This is a genomic window from Enterobacter sp. E20 (assembly GCF_000801755.2).
Lineage (GTDB): Bacteria > Pseudomonadota > Gammaproteobacteria > Enterobacterales > Enterobacteriaceae > Enterobacter > Enterobacter asburiae_B.
Genome location: NZ_CP012999.1, coordinates 4,573,110 through 4,597,661, shown reverse-complemented (window position 1 = coordinate 4,597,661; position 24,552 = coordinate 4,573,110). Strand labels below are relative to the sequence as shown.

The window sequence follows — 24,552 nt, the reverse complement described above, 5'->3', positions numbered from 1 at the left end:
TGATGGCCGAGTCACAACCCTTATCCGCCGCCCCTGAGGGGGCGGAATACCTGAGAGCGGTGCTACGCGCGCCGGTCTATGAAGCCGTGCAGGTTACGCCCCTGCAGAAAATGGAAAAACTCTCTTCGCGCCTCGACAACGTCATTCTGGTGAAGCGCGAAGATCGTCAGCCGGTGCACAGCTTTAAGCTGCGCGGCGCCTACGCGATGATGGCCGGGCTGACCGACGAGCAGAAAGCACGCGGTGTGATTACCGCGTCTGCGGGCAACCACGCCCAGGGCGTGGCGTTCTCGTCTGCCCGTCTGGGGCTGAAAGCGCTGATCGTGATGCCGGTTGCGACCGCAGATATCAAAGTCGACGCGGTGCGCGGTTTCGGCGGCGAAGTGCTGCTCCACGGCGCCAACTTTGACGAAGCCAAAGCCAAAGCGATTGAACTGGCGCAGCAGCAGGGCTTTACCTGGGTGCCGCCGTTCGATCATCCGATGGTGATTGCCGGGCAGGGCACGCTGGCGCTGGAACTGCTGCAGCAGGATGCCCATCTCGACCGCGTCTTCGTCCCGGTAGGCGGCGGTGGCCTGGCCGCAGGCGTGGCGGTGCTGATCAAACAGCTGATGCCGCAGATCAAAGTCATTGCCGTTGAAGCGGAAGACTCTGCCTGCCTGAAAGCGGCGCTGGATGCCGGGCATCCTGTGGACCTGCCGCGCGTCGGGCTGTTTGCCGAGGGCGTGGCGGTGAAGCGCATTGGGGATGAAACCTTCCGCCTGTGCCAGGAGTATCTCGACGATATCGTCACGGTTGATAGCGACGCCATCTGCGCGGCGATGAAGGATCTGTTCGAAGATGTGCGCGCGGTGGCGGAACCGTCAGGCGCGCTGGCGCTGGCGGGGATGAAAAAATACATCGCGCAGCACAACATTCGCGGCGAGCGCCTGGCGCACGTGCTGTCTGGCGCTAACGTGAACTTCCACGGTCTGCGCTACGTTTCCGAGCGCTGCGAGCTGGGTGAACAGCGGGAAGCGCTGCTGGCGGTGACGATTCCTGAAGAGAAGGGCAGCTTCCTGAAGTTCTGCCAGCTGCTGGGCGGCCGTTCGGTGACGGAATTTAACTACCGTTTTGCCGATGCCAAAGACGCCTGCATTTTTGTCGGCGTGCGTCTGAGCCGCGGCGTGGAGGAGCGCAAAGAGATCCTCAACCTGCTGCATGAGGGCGGCTATAGCGTGGTCGATCTTTCTGACGATGAGATGGCGAAGCTGCACGTGCGCTACATGGTCGGCGGGCGTCCATCGAAGCCGCTCAGGGAACGTCTGTTCAGCTTCGAGTTTCCGGAATCACCGGGCGCGCTGCTAAAGTTCCTTCACACGCTTGGCACGCACTGGAACATTTCCCTGTTCCACTACCGCAGCCACGGCACCGACTATGGCCGCGTGCTGGCGGCGTTTGAACTGGGCGAGCACGAGCCGGATTTCGAAACGCGGCTGAACGAGCTGGGCTATGAGTGTCACGACGAAACCCATAACCCGGCCTTCCGCTTCTTCCTGGCAGGCTAGTGGTTCGGCAATATCGTCCAGAACGCATCAATAAGCGGCTCATGCAGCCGCTTTTTTTGTGCGCACACGCCAAGCTCAAACGGCGTCTTCTCGTCGCTGCGCTCCAGAATCATCACGCGATTGCGCACCGGTTCCGGGCTGTTCTCCAGCACCACTTCCGGCAGAAGCGCCACGCCGCAGCCCAGCGCTACCATCGACACCATCGCCTCATGGCCGCTAACCGTGGCGTAAATCGACGGGTTGCTGATCTTCTGACGACGGAACCACAGCTCAATGCGGCGGCGCACCGGTCCCTGATCGGCCATGATAAACGGCACCGTGGACCAGTCCGGTTTTTCCACCGACACCTGGTTACGCACCGGGCAGGGCAGCGCCGGGGCAATCAGCACCACCGCCAGATTCTCCAGCATTGAGAATGCCACCGCGCCCGGCAGGGTTTCGGGTTTCCCTGCTATGGCGAGATCCGCTTCGCCCGTCACCACTTTTTCCATTGCGTCGGAGGCGTCGCCGGTGGTGAGCTTAATTTCAACCGACGGATGCGCCGCGCGGAAGCGGTCAAGGATGGGCGGCAGATGGCTGTAGGCGGCGGTCACGGAGCAGAAAATATGCAGCTCGCCGGAAAGCGACGGCCCCTGCTGGTCAATTGAGTGCCGCAGCTGCTGGTACTGCAACAGCGTCTGCTGGGCAAAAATGCGCAGTTCTTCACCCGCTTCCGTGAGGGTGACGGTGCGGTTGTCGCGCACGAACAGCGGCTGGCCGAGGTCTTCCTCAAGCCGCTGGATCTGGCGTGAAAGCGTGGAGGGGCTAACGTGCATCGCCCGGGCGCTGCGGCCAAAATGGCGGCTTTCCGCCAGGTGCAGGAACATTTTCAGATCGCGTAAATCCACCGATTCCACTCCCTCTTTTTATATTGCAAAAATTGCAACATGACGTTGTGAATATATCAATTTCCGCAATAAATTTCCTGTTGTAATGTGGGTACATTCTCGCTGAAACGCGAACCGAACAATAAGACACACAACATCACGAGGTATCACCCATGGCTAACTACTTTAATACACTGAACTTGCGCCAGCAGCTGGCGCAGCTGGGCAAATGCCGCTTCATGGCGCGCGACGAATTTGCCGATGGCGCGAGCTACCTTCAGGGTAAAAAAGTGGTCATCGTCGGCTGTGGCGCACAGGGTCTGAACCAGGGCCTGAACATGCGTGACTCCGGTCTGGATATCTCCTATGCCCTGCGTAAAGAAGCGATTGCCGAGAAGCGTGCTTCCTGGCGTAAAGCGACCGAAAACGGCTTCAAAGTGGGCACCTACGAAGAGCTGATCCCGCAGGCGGATCTGGTGGTTAACCTGACCCCGGACAAACAGCACTCTGACGTAGTGCGTTCCGTACAGCCGCTGATGAAAGACGGCGCCGCGCTGGGTTACTCCCACGGCTTCAACATCGTTGAAGTGGGCGAGCAGATCCGTAAAGACATCACCGTGGTGATGGTGGCACCGAAATGTCCGGGTACAGAAGTACGCGAAGAATACAAACGTGGCTTCGGCGTGCCGACCCTGATCGCAGTTCACCCGGAAAACGATCCGAAAGGCGAAGGCATGGCGATTGCCAAAGCGTGGGCAGCGGCGACCGGCGGCCACCGTGCGGGCGTGCTGGAATCTTCCTTCGTTGCCGAAGTGAAATCTGACCTGATGGGCGAGCAGACCATTCTGTGCGGCATGCTGCAGGCCGGTTCTCTGCTGTGCTTTGACAAGCTGGTGGAAGAAGGCACCGACCCGGCCTACGCGGAAAAACTGATCCAGTTCGGCTGGGAAACCATCACCGAAGCGCTGAAGCAGGGCGGTATTACGCTGATGATGGATCGTCTGTCCAACCCGGCAAAACTGCGTGCTTACGCGCTGTCTGAACAGCTGAAAACCATCATGGCACCGCTGTTCCAGAAACATATGGACGACATCATCTCCGGCGAATTCTCTTCCGGCATGATGGCGGACTGGGCGAACGACGATAAAAACCTGCTGACCTGGCGTGAAGAGACCGGTAAAACCGCGTTCGAAACCGCGCCACAGTATGAAGGTAAAATCGGCGAGCAGGAGTACTTCGATAAAGGCGTACTGATGATCGCCATGGTGAAAGCAGGCGTTGAGCTGGCGTTCGAAACCATGGTGGATTCCGGCATCATCGAAGAGTCCGCGTACTACGAATCTCTGCACGAGCTGCCGCTGATCGCGAATACCATCGCCCGTAAGCGTCTGTACGAAATGAACGTGGTTATTTCTGATACCGCAGAATACGGTAACTACCTGTTCTCTTACGCCTGCGTACCGCTGCTGAAAGAGTTTATGACCACTCTGCAGACGGGCGATCTGGGTAAAGCGATTGCGGAAGGTGCCGTGGATAACGCGCAGCTGCGTGATGTGAACGAAGCGATTCGCAGCCACCAGATCGAGAAAGTGGGTCACAAACTGCGTGGCTACATGACCGATATGAAGCGTATCGCGGTAGCGGGTTAACACCTGGTGCGGGCTGATGCCCTCACCCCGCCCCTCTCCCACGGGGAGAGGGTGCAAACATTCAAGGCCTTCTCTAAGAGAAGGCCTTGCTGTTTATTTCCGATACAGTACTTTAATAATGTGGTAGCCGAACTGCGTGTGCAGCGGGCCGGTTGGCTCCAGCACCGGGCAGGAGAACACCACTTTATCGAACGCCGGAACCATCTGGCCCTGGCGGAACTCACCCAGATCGCCGCCGCGTTTGCCTGACGGGCAGATGGAGTGCTTCTTCGCCAGCTTGCCGAAGTCGGCACCGTTTTTAATCTGCTCCAGAAGGTCTAAAGCCAGTTTCTCTTCTTTAACAAGGATGTGCACTGCTGCTGCTGTTTTTGCCATGATCGTGCCTTGAATAGGTTGAAATAAATCGGGGCGCAATATACCACGCGTCAGCGGCGATAAAGCACCTTAATGATATGGTAGCCAAATTTGGTTTTTACCGGGCCGTAGGGCTTCAGAAGCGGGCAGCTAAAGACCGCCCGATCGAACGGGCCGACCATCGCACCTTGTTGAAACTCGCCGAGATCCCCGCCATTGCGCCCGGACGGGCATTTAGAGTAGCGCTTTGCCAGATGATCAAAGCTGATGCCGCGCTCCAGCTTGGCCAGGATCTCCTGAGCCAGTTTCTCCTCTTTTACCAGAATATGCAGGGCTGCTGCGGTCTTTTTCATGGTTCTGCTCTACGGGTTAAACGCGATTTCTCCACTTTATCATTAGCCGGTAAATCTGCGCCCGGCTTTCTGCTACAATCCACACCCCGTTCGAAGATTGAGCAACACTCCCATGCGTTTAAACCCTGGACAACAACAAGCGGTCGAATTCGTTACTGGACCATGCCTGGTGCTGGCAGGGGCCGGTTCGGGTAAAACCCGCGTGATCACCAACAAAATCGCCCATTTGATCCACAACTGCGGATATCAGGCGCGACACATTGCGGCGGTCACCTTTACCAATAAAGCGGCGCGCGAGATGAAAGAGCGCGTCGGTCAGACGCTGGGCCGTAAAGAGGCGCGCGGCCTGATGATCTCCACCTTCCACACCCTGGGGCTGGATATCATCAAACGCGAGTATGCGGCGCTGGGAATGAAGTCCAACTTCTCGCTTTTTGACGATACCGATCAGGTGGCGCTGCTCAAAGAGCTCACCGAGGGGCTGATCGAAGATGACAAGGTGCTGTTGCAGCAGCTGATCTCGACGATCTCGAACTGGAAAAACGATCTGATGACGCCAGCCCAGGCTGCGGCGATCGCCAAAGGCGAACGGGATCGGATTTTCGCCCACTGCTACGGTCTGTACGATGCGCATATGAAAGCGTGCAACGTACTGGACTTTGACGACCTGATCCTGCTGCCCACGCTGCTGCTGCAGCGCAATGAAGAGGTGCGCGAGCGCTGGCAGAATAAAATCCGCTACCTGCTGGTGGATGAATATCAGGACACCAACACCAGCCAGTACGAGCTGGTGAAGCTGCTGGTGGGGCAGCGCGCGCGTTTCACCGTGGTAGGCGATGACGACCAGTCAATTTACTCCTGGCGCGGTGCACGCCCACAAAACCTGGTGCTGCTGAGCAAAGATTTCCCTGCCCTGCAGGTGATTAAGCTGGAGCAGAACTACCGCTCCTCCGGGCGTATCCTGAAGGCGGCAAACATCCTGATTGCCAATAACCCGCACGTATTTGAGAAGCGTCTCTTCTCCGAACTGGGCTACGGCACGGAGCTGAAAGTACTCAGCGCCAACAATGAGGACCATGAAGCGGAGCGCGTGACGGGCGAACTCATCGCTCACCACTTCGTCAACAAAACCGAATATAAGGATTACGCGATCCTCTATCGCGGCAATCACCAGTCGCGCGTCTTTGAAAAGATGCTGATGCAGAACCGCATTCCGTACAAAATCTCGGGCGGCACGTCGTTCTTCTCGCGACCAGAAATCAAAGATCTGCTGGCCTATCTGCGCGTGCTCACTAACCCGGATGACGACAGCGCGTTTCTGCGCATCGTGAATACGCCTAAACGCGAGATTGGCCCGGCGACGCTGCAAAAGCTCGGCGAGTGGGCGATGACCCGCAACAAAAGTATGTTTACCGCCAGCTTCGACATGGGGCTGAGCCAGACGTTAACCGGACGCGGGTATGACTCGTTAACTCGCTTCACCCACTGGCTCGGCGAAGTGCAGCGTCTCGCGGAGCGGGAGCCGGTGGCGGCAGTGCGCGATCTCATTCACGGCATCGACTATGAGTCCTGGCTGTATGAAACCTCAGCCAGCCCGAAGGCGGCTGAGATGCGCATGAAAAACGTTAACCAGCTCTTCAGCTGGATGACCGAAATGCTGGAGGGCTCTGAAATCGACGAGCCGATGACCCTGACGCAGGTGGTCACCCGCTTTACCCTGCGCGACATGATGGAGCGCGGCGAGAGCGAAGAAGAGGCCGATCAGGTTCAGCTGATGACGCTGCATGCGTCAAAGGGGCTGGAGTTCCCGTATGTGTATCTGGTCGGCATGGAAGAGGGATTGTTGCCGCACCAGAGCAGCATTGATGAAGACAACGTCGACGAGGAGCGCCGTCTGGCCTACGTGGGGATCACCCGCGCGCAGAAAGAGCTGACGTTTACGCTGTGTAAAGAGCGCCGCCAGTACGGTGAACTGGTTCGCCCGGAGCCGAGTCGTTTCCTGCTGGAACTGCCGCAGGATGACCTGATCTGGGAACAGGAGCGCAAAGTGATTACCGCAGAAGAGCGGATGCACAAGGGACAGGCTAACGTGGCGAACATACGCGCTATGCTGGCAAAAGCCAAAGAAAAAGGATGAGTCCGGAGGGACCTGTTGGCCGGGTAAGGCGAAGCCGCCACCCGGCACTGTTCAGCGTATTACTTTACTTCCAGCACCCAGTGCACATAGCTCTGCCACTGGCACTCCTGCTCGATCATCTCTGCCCCTAATGGGTGACGATCAATCCAGTTCTCCGGCAGCGTCAGCGAAAGCTTCTCGTCATCGGCCACCAGATTAATGGCCGGCAGCAAATCATCGCGGCGGCGGCTGGCAAACAGGATCGCCAGACGCAGCAGGCGGCACAGATGCTCGGCCACGCGCGGCGGTACGGCGTTTTGCTGATGCAAAGAGGAGAGATCGACGGCGTTGGTCTGGTTCAGCAGCAGCGTGGCCAGCAATTTTTTCTGCGCAGGCGTATAGCCCGGTAAATCCAGGTTTCGCACCAGATACGCTGCGTGAGCCGGTGCCTGCTTAAAATCAATGCTCAGCCCCACTTCATGTAGCGCGCAGGCGCTCAGCAGTAAATCCCGGCTCAGATGGTCAAGATCCCAGACGTTAGCAACCCGATCGGCGAAGCGTGACGCCAGCTGCGATACGCGTCCTGCCTGATCGATATCAACCAGAAACCGACGCTGAACGTTGCGCAGGGTACGGCTGCGGATATCCTGATCGACCGACAGATGTAACATCCCGTAGACCAGACCTTCGCGCAGCGCGCCGCCGGCCAGGGTCATACACTGGATGTTCAGCTCGGTGAAAATGGCGATAAGAATAGCCAGCCCGCTTGGGAAGACCAGCGCGCGTTCCAGCGTCAGGCCTTCAATTTCCAGTTCTTCCAGGCGTCCGCACTGAATGGCGCGCTGTTTCAGCTGCTGAAGTTTGGCAAGCGTAATCCGCTCGTCCATTCCCTGCGCCATCATGATTTCCTGCAGAGCCTGCACGGTACCCGAGGCACCCACGCAGACTTTCCAGCCGTGATAGCGCAGCTCGTCCATCACAGGGCGTAACACCTCGCGCGCGGCGTTTTCTGCCTCGTCGAAGTTCTCTTTCGCCAGGTTCCGATCGGTAAAGTAGCGCTCAAGCCAGGTCACGCAGCCCATCGACAGGCTGAACAGCGACGTTGCCTGCGCGCCGGTGCCGGTCACAAGCTCGGTACTGGCACCACCGATATCCACCACCAGACGGCGATCGTCACCTCCCGTGGTGTGCGCAACGCCCTGGTAAATCAGGCGAGCCTCTTCTTCACCGCTGATAACCTGTACCGGACAACCCAGAATTTCCTGCGCTCTGGCAATGAAATCCACGGCGTTGACCGCCAGGCGGAGTGTCGCAGTGGCGACCACGGTGATTTGGGCGTGCGGGATATCCTGCAGACGTTCGGCAAAGAGCCGCAGACACTGCCAGCCACGTTCCATGGCTTCAGGGGAGAGGTGATTATCGCTGCTCAGGCCCGCCGCGAGGCGGACCTTGCGCTTGATGCGCGTCAGCGTTTGTATGCTTCCCGCCACCTCGCGCACAACCAGCATATGAAAACTATTCGAACCGAGATCAATTGCCGCATAAAGCGAGGTGGAGCTGAGCATATTTTCTTAACCTGAACGACGACGATTACGCGGCGCGCCACCTGAACGACGCGGACCATTGCCGGAGCGTGGGCGGGTTAGACGCTTAGGCGGCGGCAGTTCGCTTAACAACGCTTCCGGATTGTATTTGCTCTGCGGGATAGAGTGACCGATATACGTCTCAATGGCCGGGAGATTCAGCGCATACTCTTCACACGCCAGGCTAATCGAGTGACCGCTTGCGCCCGCACGACCGGTACGACCGATACGGTGTACGTAGTCTTCGCAGTCGTCTGGCAGATCGTAGTTAAAGACGTGCGTCACGGCCGGAATGTGCAGACCACGAGCGGCAACGTCGGTTGCGACCAGAATATCGAGATCGCCACGGGTAAACTCTTCCAGAATACGCAGGCGTTTTTTCTGCGCCACGTCGCCGGTCAACAGGCCAACACGGTGACCGTCTGCAGCCAGATGGCCCCAGATGTCTTCACAACGGTGTTTGGTGTTCGCGAAGATAATGGCGCGATCTGGCCACTCTTCTTCGATCAGCGTTTGCAGCAGACGCATTTTCTCTTCATTTGAAGGGTAGAAGAGCTCTTCTTTAATGCGGTGACCCGTTTTCTGCTCCGGTTCCACTTCGACATATTCGGCGTTGTTCATCTGTTCGAACGCCAGCTCGCGTACGCGATAAGAAAGGGTAGCGGAGAACAGCATGTTCAGACGCTGATTGGCCGGCGGCATGCGGCGGAACAGCCAGCGAATGTCTTTAATGAAGCCCAGATCGTACATGCGGTCAGCTTCATCGAGCACCACAACCTGGATTGCGCCGAGGTTAATGTGGTTCTGTTTGGCGTAATCGATAAGACGGCCGGTGGTACCGATCAGGATATCCACACCGCTTTCCAGCACTTTCAGCTGTTTATCGTAGCCGTCGCCGCCATAGGCCAGGCCAAGCTTCAGTCCGGTAGACTGCGCCAGGGGTTCAGCGTCTGCGTGGATCTGTACCGCCAGTTCTCGCGTCGGTGCCATAATTAGCGCGCGCGGCTGGTTAACTTTGCGGTCTGCAATCGCTGGGTGAGAAAGTAAATAATGAAACGTTGACGTTAAAAACGCCATCGTTTTGCCGGTACCGGTTTGCGCCTGCCCGGCAACATCGCGACCGGCCAGCGTCAGCGGCAGCGCGAGGGCCTGAATGGGCGTGCAGTTATGAAACCCTTTATTTTCAAGGGCTTCAATCACCTTCGGGTGCAGCGCGAAGTCGGAAAACTTCTGTTCTGTTAAATGTGTTTTGCTCATAGTGTGGTAGAATATCAGCTTACTATTGCTTTACGAAAGCGTATCCGGTGAAATAAAGTCAACCTTTAGTTGGTTAATGCGACATCAACACGTCGTTGGTGGAGACAAAACCAACGTACCAGGCTTATTCCTGTGGAGTTATATATGAGCGATAAAATTATTCACCTGACTGACGACAGTTTTGACACGGACGTACTTAAGGCTGACGGGCTGATCCTCGTCGATTTCTGGGCTGAATGGTGTGGTCCTTGCAAAATGATCGCCCCGATTCTGGATGAGATCGCTGACGAATATCAGGGCAAACTGACCGTTGCCAAGCTGAACATCGACCAGAACCCGGGCACCGCACCAAAATACGGTATCCGTGGCATCCCAACCCTTCTGCTGTTCAAAAACGGCGAAGTGGCAGCGACCAAAGTGGGCGCACTGTCCAAAGGTCAACTGAAAGAGTTCCTGGACGCTAACCTGGCGTAAGGTTTCTCCGCTGTGCGTTCAGGGCTCCCGGCTAAATGATGTGGAACTCTGGACGCCCGGCTGAAGTCGTGCTAAGTTAGCTATGACTTCGTTTTAAACATATCTTGTTGTTTGAATCTTGTTTTACCCGATACTTCCCGTTGTTAACATGAACAGTGCGTGAAGTGGCTAAATTCCGGGCTTGTCACTCAATCCGTCTTGTCGTTTCAGTTCTGCGTTCTTTCCCTGTGACCAGACAGCGAACAGACATGAGTTGATGGCCGCTAAACAGGCATGGATGACCCTGCCATACCATTCACAACATTAAGTTCGAGAATCACCCCGAGTTTAAGAACCCACACCATTATGAATCTTACCGAATTAAAGAATACGCCGGTTTCTGAGCTGATCACTCTCGGCGAAAATATGGGACTGGAAAACCAGGCCCGTATGCGCAAGCAGGACATCATTTTCGCCATCCTGAAGCAGCACGCTAAGAGTGGCGAAGATATCTTTGGCGACGGTGTGCTGGAGATATTGCAAGACGGATTTGGTTTCCTCCGCTCTGCAGACAGCTCCTACCTCGCCGGCCCTGACGACATCTACGTATCCCCCAGCCAAATCCGCCGTTTCAACCTCCGCACTGGTGACACCATTTCAGGTAAGATTCGTCCTCCTAAAGAGGGTGAACGCTACTTTGCGCTGTTGAAAGTCAATGAAGTTAACTTCGACAAACCGGAAAACTCGCGTAATAAGATCCTCTTTGAGAACTTAACGCCGCTGCACGCGAACTCTCGCCTGCGCATGGAGCGTGGTAACGGTTCAACTGAAGACTTAACCGCGCGTGTTCTGGATCTGGCATCACCAATTGGTCGCGGCCAGCGTGGTCTGATTGTGGCACCGCCGAAGGCGGGTAAAACCATGCTGCTGCAGAACATCGCGCAGAGCATCGCTTATAACCACCCAGACTGCGTGCTGATGGTGCTGCTGATCGACGAACGTCCGGAAGAAGTGACCGAGATGCAGCGTCTGGTTAAAGGTGAAGTGGTTGCTTCTACCTTCGACGAACCGGCATCTCGCCACGTTCAGGTTGCGGAAATGGTTATCGAGAAGGCGAAACGCCTGGTTGAGCACAAGAAAGACGTGATCATCCTGCTTGACTCCATCACCCGTCTGGCGCGTGCCTACAACACCGTCGTTCCGGCGTCAGGTAAAGTACTGACCGGTGGTGTGGATGCTAACGCCCTGCATCGCCCGAAACGCTTCTTCGGTGCCGCACGTAACGTGGAAGAGGGCGGCAGCCTGACCATCATCGCCACGGCGCTGATCGATACCGGTTCTAAAATGGACGAAGTAATTTACGAAGAATTTAAAGGTACAGGTAACATGGAACTGCACCTTTCTCGTAAAATCGCTGAGAAACGCGTCTTCCCGGCTATCGACTACAACCGTTCCGGTACCCGTAAAGAAGAGCTGCTCACCACGCAGGAAGAGCTGCAGAAAATGTGGATCCTGCGCAAAATCATCCATCCAATGGGTGAAATTGACGCGATGGAGTTCCTCATTAACAAACTGGCGATGACCAAAACCAACGACGATTTCTTCGACATGATGAAACGCTCGTAACGCAAATAAAGCCAGCGAACGCCACGTTTTTACGTGGCGTTTTTCTTTTATGGACTATACGCTAGTACCATCTACTCCCAATTTTGACCGGTCGGTGCGACAATAGGGTCGTTTGTGCAGCTAAAGAAATAATTGATTGAAAAATATACAAAGGGAGTAGTCAGAAGCCATCTTTATTACTTCTGAGGCTGTGGCTTCATGGTTATACTTCCGGGACTAACATTTGTTGAGAGCAATCCATTGTGAATCTATTCACCGCCGTTACTGAACTGATCAGTATTTTTTTATTCACAACCTGTTTTTTGTTCATTGCGCGCAAGGTGGCAAAACGAATAGGGTTGGTGGATAAGCCAAATTTTCGTAAACGCCATCAGGGACTTATTCCTTTAGTCGGCGGGATTTCTGTTTACGCAGGGATTTGCTTCACGTTTGGTATTGCCGATTATTATATCCCGCATGCCGCCCTCTACATCGCCTGCGCCGGTGTTCTGGTGTTAGTCGGGGCCCTTGATGACCGGTTCGATATTGCGGTGAAAATACGCGCTACCGTTCAGGCGGCGATTGGCGTGGTGATGATGGTAGTGGGCGGACTGTATCTGCGAAGCCTAGGCTATGTATTTGGCCCCTGGGAGTTAGTCCTGGGTCCATTTGGCTTCTTCCTGACACTCTTTGCCGTCTGGGCGGCAATCAATGCTTTCAACATGGTGGATGGCATTGACGGCCTGCTCGGTGGGTTGTCGTCCGTCTCGTTCGCCGCAATCGGCATTATTTTATGGTTTGATGGTCAGTACAGTCTGGCAATGTGGTGTTTTGCCATGATTGCCGCCATTCTGCCTTATATCCTCCTAAACCTCGGTGTGCTGGGCCGTCGTTATAAAGTCTTTATGGGTGACGCGGGCAGTACGCTGATTGGTTTTACGGTTATCTGGATCCTGCTTGAAACCACACAGGGTCAAACCCATCCGATAAGTCCCGTAACCGCGCTGTGGATTATTGCCATTCCATTAATGGATATGGTTGCGATTATGTATCGCCGCCTGCGCAAAGGGATGAGTCCTTTCTCTCCTGACCGCCAACATATTCATCATCTCATCATGCGTGCGGGTTTTACTTCTCGTCAGGCGTTTGTGCTGATTACTCTGGCCGCCGCTATTTTGGCCGCGATTGGTGTAGCTGCAGAATATTCTCATATTATTCCTGAGTGGGTTATGTTGGCATTATTCTTGCTGGCATTTTTCCTGTACGGCTACTGCATTAAACGCGCATGGAAAGTGGCGCGATTTATTAAACGTCTTAAACGCAGGATGCGTCGTAACAGTGGCAAAAACACAACATTAACTAAGTAAAACCGGGACTATGATGACTCAACCGTTGGCGGGAGCGAAATCAGTGGTAACTGAGAATGAACTGGATATTCGGGGTTTGTTTCGCGTGTTATGGGCAGGCAAACTTTGGATTGCGGGGATCGCGCTGGGGTTTGCACTGTTAGCGCTGGCCTATACGTTCTTTGCAAAACAAGAGTGGAGCGCCACGGCAATCACAGACAAGCCAACGGTTAACATGCTCGGGGGATATTATTCCCAGCAGCAATTTCTGCGAAACCTGGATATCAAAGCCAGTCTTGCAACGCCAGACCAGGCTTCCGTTATGGATGAAGCCTATAAAGAGTTTGTAATGCAGCTGGCTTCGTGGGATACCCGACGCGATTTCTGGTCCCAGACGGATTACTACAAGCAGCGCCGGGTTGATAATACAAAAGCCGACGCCGCCCTGCTGGACGATCTGATTAACAATATTCAGTTTATGCCGGGCGACGCGCTGCGTAACGTGAATGACAGCGTCAAGCTGATTGCAGAAACCGCGCCGGATGCCAACAACCTGTTGCGTCAGTACGTCGCGTTTGCCAGCCAGCGTGCCGCAAGCCATCTTAACGAAGAGCTTAAAGGTGCCTGGGCGGCTCGTACCATCCAGATGAAAGCCCAGGTGAAACGTCAGGAAGAGGTGGCGAATACCATTTTCGGTCGCCGCGTGCATAACATTGAGCAGGCGCTGAAAATTGCGGAACAGCGCAATATTTCCCGTACTGAGACTGACGTGCCGGCCGATGAGCTGCCTGATTCAGAGATGTTCCTCCTTGGTCGCCCTATGTTGCAGGCGCGTCTGGAAAACCTCCAGGCCGTCGGTCCTGATTTTGACCTCGATTACGATCAAAATCGCGCGATGCTCAATACGCTTAATGTAGGTCCATCTCTGGACCCGCGTTTTCAGACCTATCGTTATTTGCGAACGCCTGAAGAACCTGTAAAACGCGATAGTCCGCGTCGTGCATTCCTGATGATTATGTGGGGGATTGTAGGCGCACTGACGGGCGCTGGCGTGGCGTTAACGCGTCGTCGCAAAAACTAAGAACGCCGTCTACGATGAAGGCTGCGGCCTTCATCGCCTAATCGAAGAGAATCGATGTGAAAGTACTAACCGTATTTGGCACCAGGCCGGAGGCCATTAAGATGGCACCTCTGGTTCATGCGCTGGCCTGCGATCCTGATATTGAAGCGAAAGTGTGCGTCACTGCCCAACACCGTGAGATGCTCGATCAGGTGTTAACGCTCTTCTCCATCGTCCCGGATTACGACCTTAATATTATGAAACCGGGGCAAGGATTAACGGAGATAACCTGTCGCATTCTGCAAGAGCTAAAGCCGATCCTGGAGTCATTCAAGCCTGACGTGGTGCTGGTTCACGGTGACACCACCACAACCGTGGCGACAAGCCTGGCCGCGTTTTACCAGCGAATTCCCGTGGGGCATGTTGAGGCGGGTCTGCGTACCGGCAATCTTTATTCGCCGTGGCCGGAGGAGGCCAACCGCACGTTAACGGGTCATCTGGCGATGTACCACTTTGCGCCAACGGAAAACTCGCGTCAGAACCTGCTGCGTGAAAATATCGCCGATAACAAAATCTTTGTGACCGGCAATACGGTCATTGACGCGTTAATTTGGGTACGTGACCGCGTCCTGGCAAATAGCGATCTTCAGAAAGAGCTCGCTGCCCGCTATCCGTTCCTTCACAACGGTAAAAAAACCATTCTGGTTACTGGCCACCGTCGCGAAAGCTTTGGCCGGGGTTTCGAGCAAATCTGTCACGCGCTGGCTGAAATCGCCGCGCAGAACGACGATGTGCAAATTGTCTATCCAGTACACCTTAACCCTAACGTCAGCGAGCCGGTTAACCGGATCCTGGGCCATGTCGACAATGTCCTTCTGATTGAACCTCAGGACTACATGCCGTTTGTCTGGCTGATGAACCACGCCTGGCTGATCCTCACCGATTCCGGCGGAATTCAGGAAGAAGCGCCATCCCTCGGCAAACCGGTGCTGGTGATGCGTGAAACGACCGAACGTCCGGAAGCCGTCAAAGCCGGTACGGTGAGGCTGGTCGGCACCAACGCGCAGCTCATCGTCGAAGAGGTCACGCGCCTGCTGCATGACGATGAAGCGTATCAGGCGATGAGCCGGGCCCATAATCCGTACGGAGACGGGCAGGCTTGTGGCCGTATTTTGCAAGCACTTAAACACAATCGGGTATCGCTATGAGTTTTACTACCATCTCTGTCATCGGTCTTGGCTACATTGGCTTGCCTACTGCGGCCGCGTTCGCCTCTCGTCAGAAACAGGTTGTCGGTGTGGATATCAACGCACGGGCGGTAGAAACCATTAACCGTGGCGAGATTCATATTGTGGAGCCCGATCTTGACCGTGTGGTGAAAGAGGCGGTGGAGGGAGGCTTCCTGCGTGCCAGCACGACGCCAGTTGAAGCGGATGCCTACCTGATTGCCGTCCCTACCCCGTTTAAAGGCGATCACGAGCCCGACATGGCGTTCGTCGAGGCGGCGGCAAAATCCATAGCGCCTGTGCTGAAGAAAGGGGCGCTGGTGATCCTGGAATCAACCTCTCCGGTCGGCGCTACCGAGCAGATGGCACAGTGGCTGGCCGACGCGCGCCCTGATTTAAGCTTCCCGCAGCAGGCGGGGGAGCAGGCGGATATTAACATCGCCTACTGTCCGGAGCGCGTGCTGCCGGGCCAGGTGATGGTCGAACTGATTAAAAACGACCGCGTCATTGGCGGTATGACGCCCGTCTGTTCCGAACGTGCCAGCGCGCTGTACAAGATTTTCCTGGAAGGTGAGTGCGTGGTGACCAACTCCCGCACTGCCGAGATGTGCAAGCTGACGGAAAACAGCTTCCGCGACGTCAATATCGCCTTTGCGAACGAACTGTCGCTGATCTGTGCCGATCAGGGGATTAACGTCTGGGAGCTGATTAGTCTGGCGAATCGCCATCCGCGCGTGAACATTCTCCAGCCAGGTCCGGGCGTGGGCGGACACTGTATCGCCGTCGACCCGTGGTTTATCGTGGCGCAAAATCCGGCGCAGGCGCGTCTGATTCGCACCGCGCGTGAAGTGAACGACAGCAAGCCTCACTGGGTGCTCAATCAGGTTAAAGCGACGGTAGCGGATTGTCTGGCAGAGAGCGGCAAGCGCGCCAGCGAGCTGAAAATTGCCTGCTTTGGTCTGGCATTCAAACCCAATATTGACGATCTGCGTGAAAGCCCGGCGATGGAAATTGCCGAGATGATTGCCGAATGGCACAAGGGTGAAACGCTGGTGGTTGAGCCGAATATCCATGAATTACCGGCAAAACTGGCGGGGCACTGCACGCTGACGGCGCTGGACGACGCGCTGGCGACGGCGGACGTGCTGGTGCTGCTGGTAGATCATAAAGAGTTTAAAGCGACGTCCGGCGATGCCGTTCGTCAGCAGTATATTGTGGATACCAAAGGTGTCTGGCGTTGAACAGCCTGAATGGGGTGCTCGAGTCCCTGCAGTGGGAGAGTGCCTTTTTCGGCCTGCCGTCGGCTATCGTGCGTCTGCGCGATGGCGCGCCGGTACTGGCTGAATCAGATTTTATCGCCTGGCAACGGGTGCAGGCTAAGATCCCGGCGGAGCGTGCCGATCTGCTTGACGCGCTCCAGCAACACGGCTTTCAGCTGGTTGAAAGTGAGGTAGACCTTTCCATTACCCTTACCCGGCACGATGCGTCCGGCGCGGAAATTGCAACCGAACAGGACATCCCCGTGCTGCGTCAGATGGCCGCCAAGGCATTTGCACAGAGCCGCTTTCGTGCGCCCTGGTATGCATCTGACGATAGCGGACGTTTCTATGCCCAGTGGATAGAAAATGCGGTCAAAGGCACCTTTGACCACGTCTGCCTGGTTTTCCGTGCAGGGGACGGTCAAATCCAGGGGTTCGTCTCGCTGCGTAAGCTCAACGAGCGCGAGGCGCGTATCGGCTTATTAGCCGGGCGCGGCATGGGTGAGAAACTCATGCAGGCGGCGCTGCACTGGGCGCAGCAGCAACAGCTTGTGACGCTGCGGGTCGCGACCCAACTGGGCAACACCGCCGCGCTTAAACGTTATATTGCGAGTGGTGCCAACATCGACGCCACCGCCTACTGGTTATACAGGTGACAAGATGATTCCATTTAACGCACCACCCGTTGTCGGAACTGAACTCGACTATATGCAGTCTGCCATGGGCAGCGGCAAACTCTGTGGTGACGGCGGTTTTACCCGTCGCTGTCAGCAGTGGATGGAACAGCGTTTTCGCAGCGCCAAAGTGCTGCTGACCCCGTCCTGTACGGCATCGCTGGAAATGGCGGCACTGTTGCTGGATATCCAGCCCGGTGATGAAGTGATTATGCCGAGCTATACCTTCGTTTCCACCGCGAACGCCTTTGTGCTGCGCGGAGCAAAAATCGTCTTTGTGGATATCCGTCCGGATACCATGAACATTGATGAGACGCTGATTGAAGCGGCGATCACTGACAAAACGCGCGCGATCGTGCCGGTTCACTACGCGGGCGTGGCCTGTGAAATGGACACCATCATGGCCATCGCCAAAAAACATAATCTTTTCGTGGTGGAAGATGCCGCGCAGGGCGTGATGTCCACCTACAAGGGACGCGCGCTGGGCACGATCGGCCACATTGGCTGCTTTAGCTTCCACGAAACCAAAAACTACACGGCGGGTGGAGAAGGTGGCGCGACGCTGATTAACGACCGGGCTCTCGTGGAGCGTGCGGAAGTGATCCGCGAAAAAGGCACCAACCGCAGCCAGTTCTTCCGGGGACAGGTAGATAAATACACCTGGCGCGATATCGGCTCCAGCTATCTGATGGCGGATCTGCAGGCGGCGTATCTGTGGGCGCAGCTGGAAGCGGCGGAACGTATCAACCTTCAGCGTCTTTCCCTGTGGCAAACGTATTACGATGCGCTTGAGCCTCTGGCCAAAGCCGGGCGTATTGAGCTGCCGACCATCCCGGCAGATTGCGTCCACAACGCGCATATGTTCTACATCAAGCTGCGCGATAACGACGACCGCAGCGAGCTCATCGCCTGGCTGAAAGAGGCCGAAATTATGGCGGTGTTCCACTACATCCCGCTGCACTCCAGCCCGGCCGGCGAAGCGTTTGGCACGTTCGCGGGTGAAGATCGTTACACCACCAAAGAAAGTGAGCGTTTGCTTCGCCTGCCACTGTTCTACAACCTCGCGCCTGTTAACCAGCGTACGGTAATTAATACCCTTCTGAGTTATTTCGGCTGATATGTCTCTGGCAAAAGCATCGGTGTGGACCGCCGCGTCCACGCTTGTAAAAATTGGCGCCGGGCTGCTGGTCGTCAAGCTGTTGGCCGTCTCATTTGGCCCCTCTGGTGTGGGGCTGGCGGGTAATTTCCGCCAGCTTGTCACCGTCCTTGGCGTGCTGGCCGGTGCCGGTATCTTCAACGGCGTCACCAAATACGTTGCGCAGTATCACGATGATGCGGCTCAGCTGCGCAGAGTGGTGGGTACCTCTTCGGCGATGGTCACGGGTTTTTCGACCCTGATGGCGATTGTCTTTCTGCTGGCGGCGGCGCCCATCAGCCAGGGATTGTTCGGTCATACCCATTATCAGGGGCTGGTGCGTCTGGTCGCGTTGGTTCAGATGGGTATTGCCTGGGCTAACCTGCTGCTGGCGCTGATGAAAGGTTTTCGTGATGCCGCCGGGAACGCGCTTGCCTTAATCCTGGGCAGCGTCATCGGCGTGATTGCCTATTACTTTTGCTATCGCCTGGGCGGCTATGAGGGCGCACTGCTGGGGCTGGCCCTGGTCCCGGCACTGGTTGTTGTGCCTGCGGCATTTATGCTGATGCGTCGGGGCGTCATCCCTCTGAGCTTCCTGAAACCGCAATGGGACACGATGCTTGCCAGCCAGCTGGGTAAATTTACCCTGATGGCGCTCATCACCTCCGTTACGCTGCCGGTAGCCTACGTGATGATGCGAAATTTGCTGGCGGCGCATTATAGCTGGGATGAAGTGGGGATCTGGCAGGGCGTAAGCAGTATTTCCGACGCCTATCTCCAGTTTATTACGGCTTCCTTTAGCGTTTACCTGCTGCCAACCTTATCGCGTCTGACGTCCAGACAGGATATTACCCGTGAGATTTTCCGATCGCTGCGCTTTGTGCTGCCAGCCGTCGCGGCGGCCAGCTTTACCGTCTGGTTACTGCGCGATGTCGCCATCTGGCTGCTGTTCTCGGCGAAGTTCACCGCCATGCGCGATCTCTTTGCCTGGCAGCTGGTGGGTGATGTGCTGAAAGTGGGTGCTTACGTTTTTGGCTATCTGGTGATTGCAAAAGCGTCCCTGCGGATGTATATCCTGGCGGAAATTAGCCAGTTTGCGTTACTGACAGCATTTTCACACTGGCTGATACCCGCGCACGGTGCGCTGGGGGCGGCTCAGGCCTACATGGCAACCTATATCGTTTATTTCGCCGCCTGTTGCGGCGTATTTTTATTGTGGCGTAAACGCGCATGACTGCACTGATTCACATCCTGGGATCGGATATCCCACACCATAACCAGACCGTTTTGCGGTTCTTCAACGACGAGCTCGCATCGGGTAATCCTGATGCGCGTGAGTTTATGGTTGCAGGTCAGGATAAGGGCCTGAGCGAGGCGTTTCCGGCGCTGACGATTCGCTTCTGGCCGGATAAGGCCGCGCTGGCGAAGGCGGTCGTTGCCAGAGCCAAGGCGGATCGTAAGCAACGTTTCTTTTTCCACGGGCAGTTCAATACCGGCCTGTGGCTGGCACTGCTCAGCGGGGGGATTAAACCCTCCCAGTGCAGCTGGCATATCTGGGGAGCCGATCTCTACGAAGTCTCCCGCGGCTGGAAATTCCGTCTTTTCTATCCGCTGCGCCGCATGGCGCAGGGGCGCGTGGGCTGTGTGTTTGCCACCCGTGGCGATCTCAACTATTTTGCTAAACAGCACCCGAACGTGCGCGGAGAACTGCTCTATTTCCCAACCCGCATGGATCCGGCGCTGAACGCCATGGCGAATGACGCGGTGCGTGAAGGCAAGCTAACGATCCTGGTGGGGAATTCCGGCGATCGCAGTAACGAACACGTCGCAGCGCTCAGGGCGGTGCATCAGCAGTTCGGCGACACGGTGAACGTGGTGGTGCCGATGGGCTATCCCGCCAACAACGATGCCTATATTGCTGAGGTTCGCCAGCAGGGACTTGCGCTGTTTAGCGCAGAAAATTTGCACATCCTCAGCGATAGGCTGGAATTTGATGAGTATCTTGCGCTGCTGAGAAAATGCGATCTTGGCTATTTCATCTTCGCCCGACAGCAGGGAATCGGCACGCTGTGTCTGCTGATTCAGGCGGGTGTACCGTGCGTGCTCAACCGCGACAACCCGTTCTGGCAGGACATGGCCGAGCAGCATATTCCGGTGCTGTTTACCTCAGACACGCTGAATGTCGAGGTGGTACGGGAAGCCCAACGCCAGCTCACGCTGGTGGATAAAAATAGCATCGATTTTTTCAGCCCGAATTACCTCACGCCGTGGCATCGCGCGCTGCGTATCGCTTCAGGAGACAAAGCATGAGTCAGTTGCAATTCAGCGGCTTACTGGTTGTCTGGCTTCTGAGCGCCCTGTTTATCGCCACGCTTACCTGGTTTGAATTCCGCCGGGTGCGGTTCAACTTTAACGTATTCTTCTCGTTACTGTTTCTGCTGACCTTCTTTTTCGGCTTCCCGCTGACCAGCATTCTGGTCTTCCGTTTTGACGTGAGCGTCGCACCGCCGGAAATCCTGCTCCAGGCGCTTCTGGCGGCGACCTGCTTCTATGCCGTCTACTACGTCACCTATAAAACGCGTCTGCGTTCAGCGCAGGCTGCAGTCCCGCGTCGGCCGCTTTTTACCATGAATCGGGTGGAAACCCACCTGACGTGGGTGATGCTGATGACCATCGCCCTGGTCAGCGTCGGTATCTTCTTCATGCATAACGGCTTTCTGCTGTTTAAGCTCCACTCCTACAGCCAGATTTTTTCGGCCGAAGTCTCGGGCGTGGCGCTTAAGCGTTTCTTCTATTTCTTCATCCCGGCGATGCTGGTGGTCTTTTTCCTGCGTCAGGACAGCAAAGCGTGGCTGTTCTTTCTGGTCAGCACCGTCGCGTTTGGCATTCTGACCTACATGATTGTTGGCGGCACGCGCGCGAACATCATCATCGCCTTCGCCATCTTCCTGTTTATCGGCATCATCCGCGGCTGGATCTCGCTGTGGATGCTGGTTGCAGCAGGCGTGTTTGGCATTGTCGGGATGTTCTGGCTGGCGCTGAAGCGCTACGGGATGAACGTGGCGGGCGATGAGGCGTTTTACACGTTCCTCTACCTGACGCGCGATACGTTCTCGCCGTGGGAAAACCTGGCATTGCTGCTGCAAAACTACGACAAGATTGATTTCCAGGGGCTGGCGCCGATTGTTCGAGACTTCTACGTCTTTATCCCTTCCTGGCTATGGCCGGACCGGCCCGGCGTGGTGCTTAACACGGCGAATTACTTTACCTGGGAAGTGCTGAACAACCATTCCGGTCTGGCAATCTCGCCAACGCTGATTGGTTCCCTGGTGGTGATGGGGGGGGCGTGGTTCATTCTGCCCGGGGCGGTTGCCGTGGGGCTGATTATCAAGTGGTTCGACTGGCTTTACCTGCGCGGCAACGAAGAGACCAACCGCTATAAAGCCGCCATTTTGCACAGTTTCTGCTTTGGTGCCATTTTCAATATGATCGTTCTGGCGCGCGAAGGGCTGGACTCGTTCGTTTCGCGCGTGGTGTTCTTCATGGTCGTTTTCGGCCTCTGCCTGTTGCTGGCCAAACTGTTGTACTGGCTGTTTGACAGCGCAGGTCTTGTGCACAAGCGCGAACGGCAGGGCAGCACAACGCTGTCGCAAGTCTGAGTAAGGATAGTAATGACTGATAAAATTTCTGCACCGCGCTACGCGCTACGTGGCCTGCAGCTTATTGGCTGGCGCGACATGCAGCACGCGCTGGACTTTCTGTTCGCCGACGGCCAGATGAAATCCGGTACGCTGGTGGCCATCAACGCGGAAAAAATGCTGGCGGTTGAGGATAATGCGGAAGTCAAAAGCCTGATTGAAGCGGCTGAATTTAAATACGCGGACGGGATCAGCGTGGTCCGCTCTATCCGTAAAAAGTATCCTGACGCTAATGTATCCCGCGTGGCGGGGGCCGATCTCTGGGAGCAGCTTATGGCCCGCGCAGGTGCGCAGGGTACGCCCGTGTTCCTGATTGGCGGAAAGCCGGAGATACTGGCCCAGACGGAGGAGAAACTGCGTCGTCAATGGAGTGTTAATATTGTCGGCAGCCAGGATGGTTACTTCAAACCGGAAGATCGGCAGGCTCTGTTTGAGCGCGTTCGTGACAGCGGGGCGAAAATTGTCACCGTGGCGATGGGCTCCCCGCGCCAGGAGATCCTGATGCGCGACTGCCGTCTGGTCTGTCCTGATGCCCTCTACATGGGCGTCGGCGGCACGTACGACGTCTTTACCGGCCACGTTAAGCGTGCGCCAAAGGTCTGGCAAAATCTGGGGCTGGAGTGGCTGTACCGCCTGCTATCGCAACCGACGCGCATTAAACGACAGATCCGTCTGCTTCGCTACCTCGCCTGGCATTACACCGGGAAAATGTAATCAAAATGTAGCGCGATATGCTATTCGCGCTGCAACTCGCCTGCAAAACTGCTGATAATCTGTGCAATGCATTCATTTTTTTAATGCATCGTTTGCCATTTGGCAGATTTTAGGAAACCATTCGCTCCGTATTTTAGTACCCCTAAAAAACAATACCCGGTATTAAGCCGGGAAACAGCAAACACAATCGAGGATCTATGGCAGAGAAACAACCGGAGCTACAGCGTGGGCTGGAAGCTCGTCATATTGAACTGATAGCGCTGGGCGGCACTATCGGCGTGGGCCTGTTTATGGGCTCCGCAAGCACGCTCAAATGGGCAGGCCCTTCCGTATTACTGGCGTACATTATCGCCGGGCTGTTTGTTTTCTTCATTATGCGTTCTATGGGCGAAATGCTCTTCCTGGAGCCGGTAACCGGCTCTTTCGCCGTTTACGCGCATCGCTATATGAGCCCGTTCTTCGGCTACCTGACGGCCTGGTCATACTGGTTTATGTGGATGGCGGTGGGCATCTCAGAGATCACCGCGATAGGGGTCTACGTCCAGTTCTGGTTCCCGGACATGGTCCAGTGGATACCCGCGCTCATTGCCGTGGGGCTGGTGGCGCTGGCAAACCTGGCCGCCGTGCGTCTTTACGGTGAAATTGAGTTCTGGTTCGCAATGATCAAAGTCACCACGATTATCGTGATGATTGTCGTCGGCCTGGGCGTGATTTTCTTCGGCTTTGGCAACGGTGGACACGCTATCGGCTTTGGCAACCTGACCGAAAACGGCGGCTTCTTCGCCGGCGGCTGGAAGGGCTTCCTGACGGCGCTGTGTATCGTTGTGGCCTCGTATCAGGGCGTGGAGCTGATCGGTATTACCGCCGGTGAAGCGAAAAACCCGCAGGTCACGCTGCGTAGCGCGGTGGGCAAAGTGCTGTGGCGCATCCTGATTTTCTATGTGGGCGCGATCTTCGTCATCGTGACCATCTTCCCGTGGAACGAAATTGGCACGACGGGTAGCCCGTTTGTATTAACCTTCGCCAAAATTGGTATCACGGCGGCGGCGGGTATCATCAACTTTGTGGTCCTGACGGCAGCGCTGTCAGGCTGTAACAGCGGGATGTACAGCTGCGGGCGTATGCTCTATGCGCTTTCGAAGAATAACCAGCTGCCTGCGGCGATGAGTAAAGTTTCACGTGCCGGCGTACCGGTGGCGGGTGTGGCGGTCTCCATTGTAATCCTGCTGATTGGCTCTTGCCTGAATTACATCATTCCTAACCCGCAGCGCGTGTTCGTTTACGTCTACAGCGCCAGCGTACTGCCGGGCATGGTGCCGTGGTTTGTTATCCTCATCAGCCAGCTGCGTTTCCGCCATGCGCATAAAAAAGCGATCGAAAGCCATCCGTTCCGCTCAATTCTGTTCCCCTATGCGAACTATTTGACGATGGCGTTCCTGATTTGCGTATTAATCGGCATGTACTTTAATGAAGATACCCGCATGTCGCTGTTTGTCGGGATGATCTTCCTGGCGGCTGTAACGGCTGCATATAAGCTTTTTGGTCTGGGTCGCCGCGCCACCACGCAGAAAGTGGAGGAATAAGCGGCAAAATGTGCAAACCATAACCAAACGCGCTTTTTTTTCAAAAAAGCACTAGACAGCGGGGACGGAGGTAC

21 protein-coding genes are annotated in these 24,552 nt (G+C 55.9%); 16 read left to right on the top strand and 5 right to left on the bottom strand.

Translation table 11 applies throughout. The features are described 5' to 3' along the window. Window positions 1–2 precede the first annotated feature (2 nt). Complete coding sequence (gene ilvA / locus NI40_RS21510) at window positions 3–1,547, top strand: threonine ammonia-lyase, biosynthetic (protein WP_024907958.1); 1,545 nt, start codon at window positions 3–5, stop codon at window positions 1,545–1,547. Here the strand turns inward: ilvA and ilvY are convergent. Beyond that, window positions 1,544–2,434, bottom strand: coding sequence for an HTH-type transcriptional activator IlvY (ilvY, locus tag NI40_RS21505; protein WP_023333829.1), 891 nt, complete (start codon window positions 2,432–2,434; stop codon window positions 1,544–1,546). The genes ilvA and ilvY overlap by 4 nt on opposite strands. A gap of 152 nt (window positions 2,435–2,586) precedes the next feature. Here ilvY and ilvC point away from each other — a divergent pair, with 152 nt between their 5' ends. Further along, window positions 2,587–4,062, top strand: coding sequence for a ketol-acid reductoisomerase (gene ilvC / locus NI40_RS21500; protein WP_023333828.1), 1,476 nt, complete (start codon window positions 2,587–2,589; stop codon window positions 4,060–4,062). Window positions 4,063–4,155: 93 nt separating this feature from the next. On the opposite strand, the gene ppiC (NI40_RS21495) is transcribed toward ilvC, so the two are convergent. Together ppiC (NI40_RS21495) and ppiC (NI40_RS21490) are read right to left on the bottom strand one after the other, a co-directional pair. Continuing rightward, window positions 4,156–4,437 (bottom strand): peptidylprolyl isomerase PpiC, encoded by a 282-nt coding sequence (ppiC, locus tag NI40_RS21495; RefSeq protein ID WP_023309650.1) that lies wholly within the window; start codon window positions 4,435–4,437, stop codon window positions 4,156–4,158. A 50-nt stretch (window positions 4,438–4,487) separates the two neighbouring features. Continuing rightward, on the bottom strand, window positions 4,488–4,769 hold the full coding sequence (gene ppiC / locus NI40_RS21490) for a peptidylprolyl isomerase PpiC (RefSeq protein ID WP_023309649.1): 282 nt from the start codon (window positions 4,767–4,769) through the stop codon (window positions 4,488–4,490). A 112-nt stretch (window positions 4,770–4,881) separates the two neighbouring features. Between ppiC (NI40_RS21490) and rep the strand changes: the two genes are divergently transcribed. Next, complete coding sequence (gene rep / locus NI40_RS21485) at window positions 4,882–6,906, top strand: DNA helicase Rep (RefSeq protein ID WP_023309648.1); 2,025 nt, start codon at window positions 4,882–4,884, stop codon at window positions 6,904–6,906. Between the two features lie 59 nt (window positions 6,907–6,965). Here rep and gppA read toward each other — a convergent pair whose 3' ends face one another. Then, window positions 6,966–8,450 (bottom strand): guanosine-5'-triphosphate,3'-diphosphate diphosphatase, encoded by a 1,485-nt coding sequence (gene gppA / locus NI40_RS21480; protein ID WP_039264265.1) that lies wholly within the window; start codon window positions 8,448–8,450, stop codon window positions 6,966–6,968. A gap of 6 nt (window positions 8,451–8,456) precedes the next feature. Continuing rightward, complete coding sequence (gene rhlB, locus NI40_RS21475) at window positions 8,457–9,725, bottom strand: ATP-dependent RNA helicase RhlB (RefSeq protein ID WP_023309646.1); 1,269 nt, start codon at window positions 9,723–9,725, stop codon at window positions 8,457–8,459. A gap of 144 nt (window positions 9,726–9,869) precedes the next feature. Here rhlB and trxA point away from each other — a divergent pair, with 144 nt between their 5' ends. The 13 genes from trxA (at window position 9,870) to thrP (ending at window position 24,478) form a co-directional block, all read left to right on the top strand. Further along, window positions 9,870–10,199, top strand: a complete 330-nt coding sequence (gene trxA / locus NI40_RS21470) for a thioredoxin TrxA (protein WP_006179218.1) — start codon at window positions 9,870–9,872, stop codon at window positions 10,197–10,199. A 345-nt stretch (window positions 10,200–10,544) separates the two neighbouring features. After that, window positions 10,545–11,804, top strand: coding sequence for a transcription termination factor Rho (rho, locus tag NI40_RS21465; protein ID WP_008501566.1), 1,260 nt, complete (start codon window positions 10,545–10,547; stop codon window positions 11,802–11,804). Window positions 11,805–12,046: 242 nt separating this feature from the next. After that, on the top strand, window positions 12,047–13,150 hold the full coding sequence (wecA, locus tag NI40_RS21460) for a UDP-N-acetylglucosamine--undecaprenyl-phosphate N-acetylglucosaminephosphotransferase (protein ID WP_023309645.1): 1,104 nt from the start codon (window positions 12,047–12,049) through the stop codon (window positions 13,148–13,150). A gap of 13 nt (window positions 13,151–13,163) precedes the next feature. Further along, window positions 13,164–14,210, top strand: coding sequence for an ECA polysaccharide chain length modulation protein (gene wzzE / locus NI40_RS21455; RefSeq protein ID WP_033146914.1), 1,047 nt, complete (start codon window positions 13,164–13,166; stop codon window positions 14,208–14,210). A gap of 56 nt (window positions 14,211–14,266) precedes the next feature. Beyond that, on the top strand, window positions 14,267–15,397 hold the full coding sequence (gene wecB, locus NI40_RS21450; RefSeq protein ID WP_039264262.1) for a non-hydrolyzing UDP-N-acetylglucosamine 2-epimerase: 1,131 nt from the start codon (window positions 14,267–14,269) through the stop codon (window positions 15,395–15,397). Next, on the top strand, window positions 15,394–16,656 hold the full coding sequence (wecC, locus tag NI40_RS21445; RefSeq protein ID WP_033146912.1) for a UDP-N-acetyl-D-mannosamine dehydrogenase: 1,263 nt from the start codon (window positions 15,394–15,396) through the stop codon (window positions 16,654–16,656). Before wecB ends, wecC begins: the two co-directional genes overlap by 4 nt. After that, on the top strand, window positions 16,653–17,330 hold the full coding sequence (rffC, locus tag NI40_RS21440) for a dTDP-4-amino-4,6-dideoxy-D-galactose acyltransferase (RefSeq protein ID WP_039264260.1): 678 nt from the start codon (window positions 16,653–16,655) through the stop codon (window positions 17,328–17,330). The genes wecC and rffC overlap by 4 nt, the downstream gene beginning before the upstream one ends. Before the next feature lie 4 nt (window positions 17,331–17,334). Beyond that, window positions 17,335–18,465, top strand: a complete 1,131-nt coding sequence (gene rffA, locus NI40_RS21435; RefSeq protein WP_023309640.1) for a dTDP-4-amino-4,6-dideoxygalactose transaminase — start codon at window positions 17,335–17,337, stop codon at window positions 18,463–18,465. A 1-nt stretch (window position 18,466) separates the two neighbouring features. After that, complete coding sequence (gene wzxE / locus NI40_RS21430) at window positions 18,467–19,717, top strand: lipid III flippase WzxE (RefSeq protein ID WP_033146910.1); 1,251 nt, start codon at window positions 18,467–18,469, stop codon at window positions 19,715–19,717. Further along, window positions 19,714–20,793, top strand: coding sequence for a TDP-N-acetylfucosamine:lipid II N-acetylfucosaminyltransferase (locus NI40_RS21425; RefSeq protein ID WP_033146909.1), 1,080 nt, complete (start codon window positions 19,714–19,716; stop codon window positions 20,791–20,793). The genes wzxE and NI40_RS21425 overlap by 4 nt, the downstream gene beginning before the upstream one ends. After that, entirely contained in the window at window positions 20,790–22,142 is a 1,353-nt protein-coding gene (wzyE, locus tag NI40_RS21420) for an ECA oligosaccharide polymerase (protein WP_033146908.1), read from the top strand. Before NI40_RS21425 ends, wzyE begins: the two co-directional genes overlap by 4 nt. A gap of 12 nt (window positions 22,143–22,154) precedes the next feature. Then, window positions 22,155–22,895: a lipopolysaccharide N-acetylmannosaminouronosyltransferase gene (gene wecG / locus NI40_RS21415; protein ID WP_039264258.1), complete on the top strand. Its 741-nt coding sequence runs from the start codon at window positions 22,155–22,157 to the stop codon at window positions 22,893–22,895. A 197-nt stretch (window positions 22,896–23,092) separates the two neighbouring features. Beyond that, the gene (gene thrP / locus NI40_RS21410) at window positions 23,093–24,478 is read left to right on the top strand and encodes a bifunctional threonine/serine APC transporter ThrP (protein ID WP_039264257.1); all 1,386 of its coding nucleotides are present in this window, start codon (window positions 23,093–23,095) and stop codon (window positions 24,476–24,478) included. The last annotated feature ends 74 nt before the right edge of the window (window positions 24,479–24,552 follow it).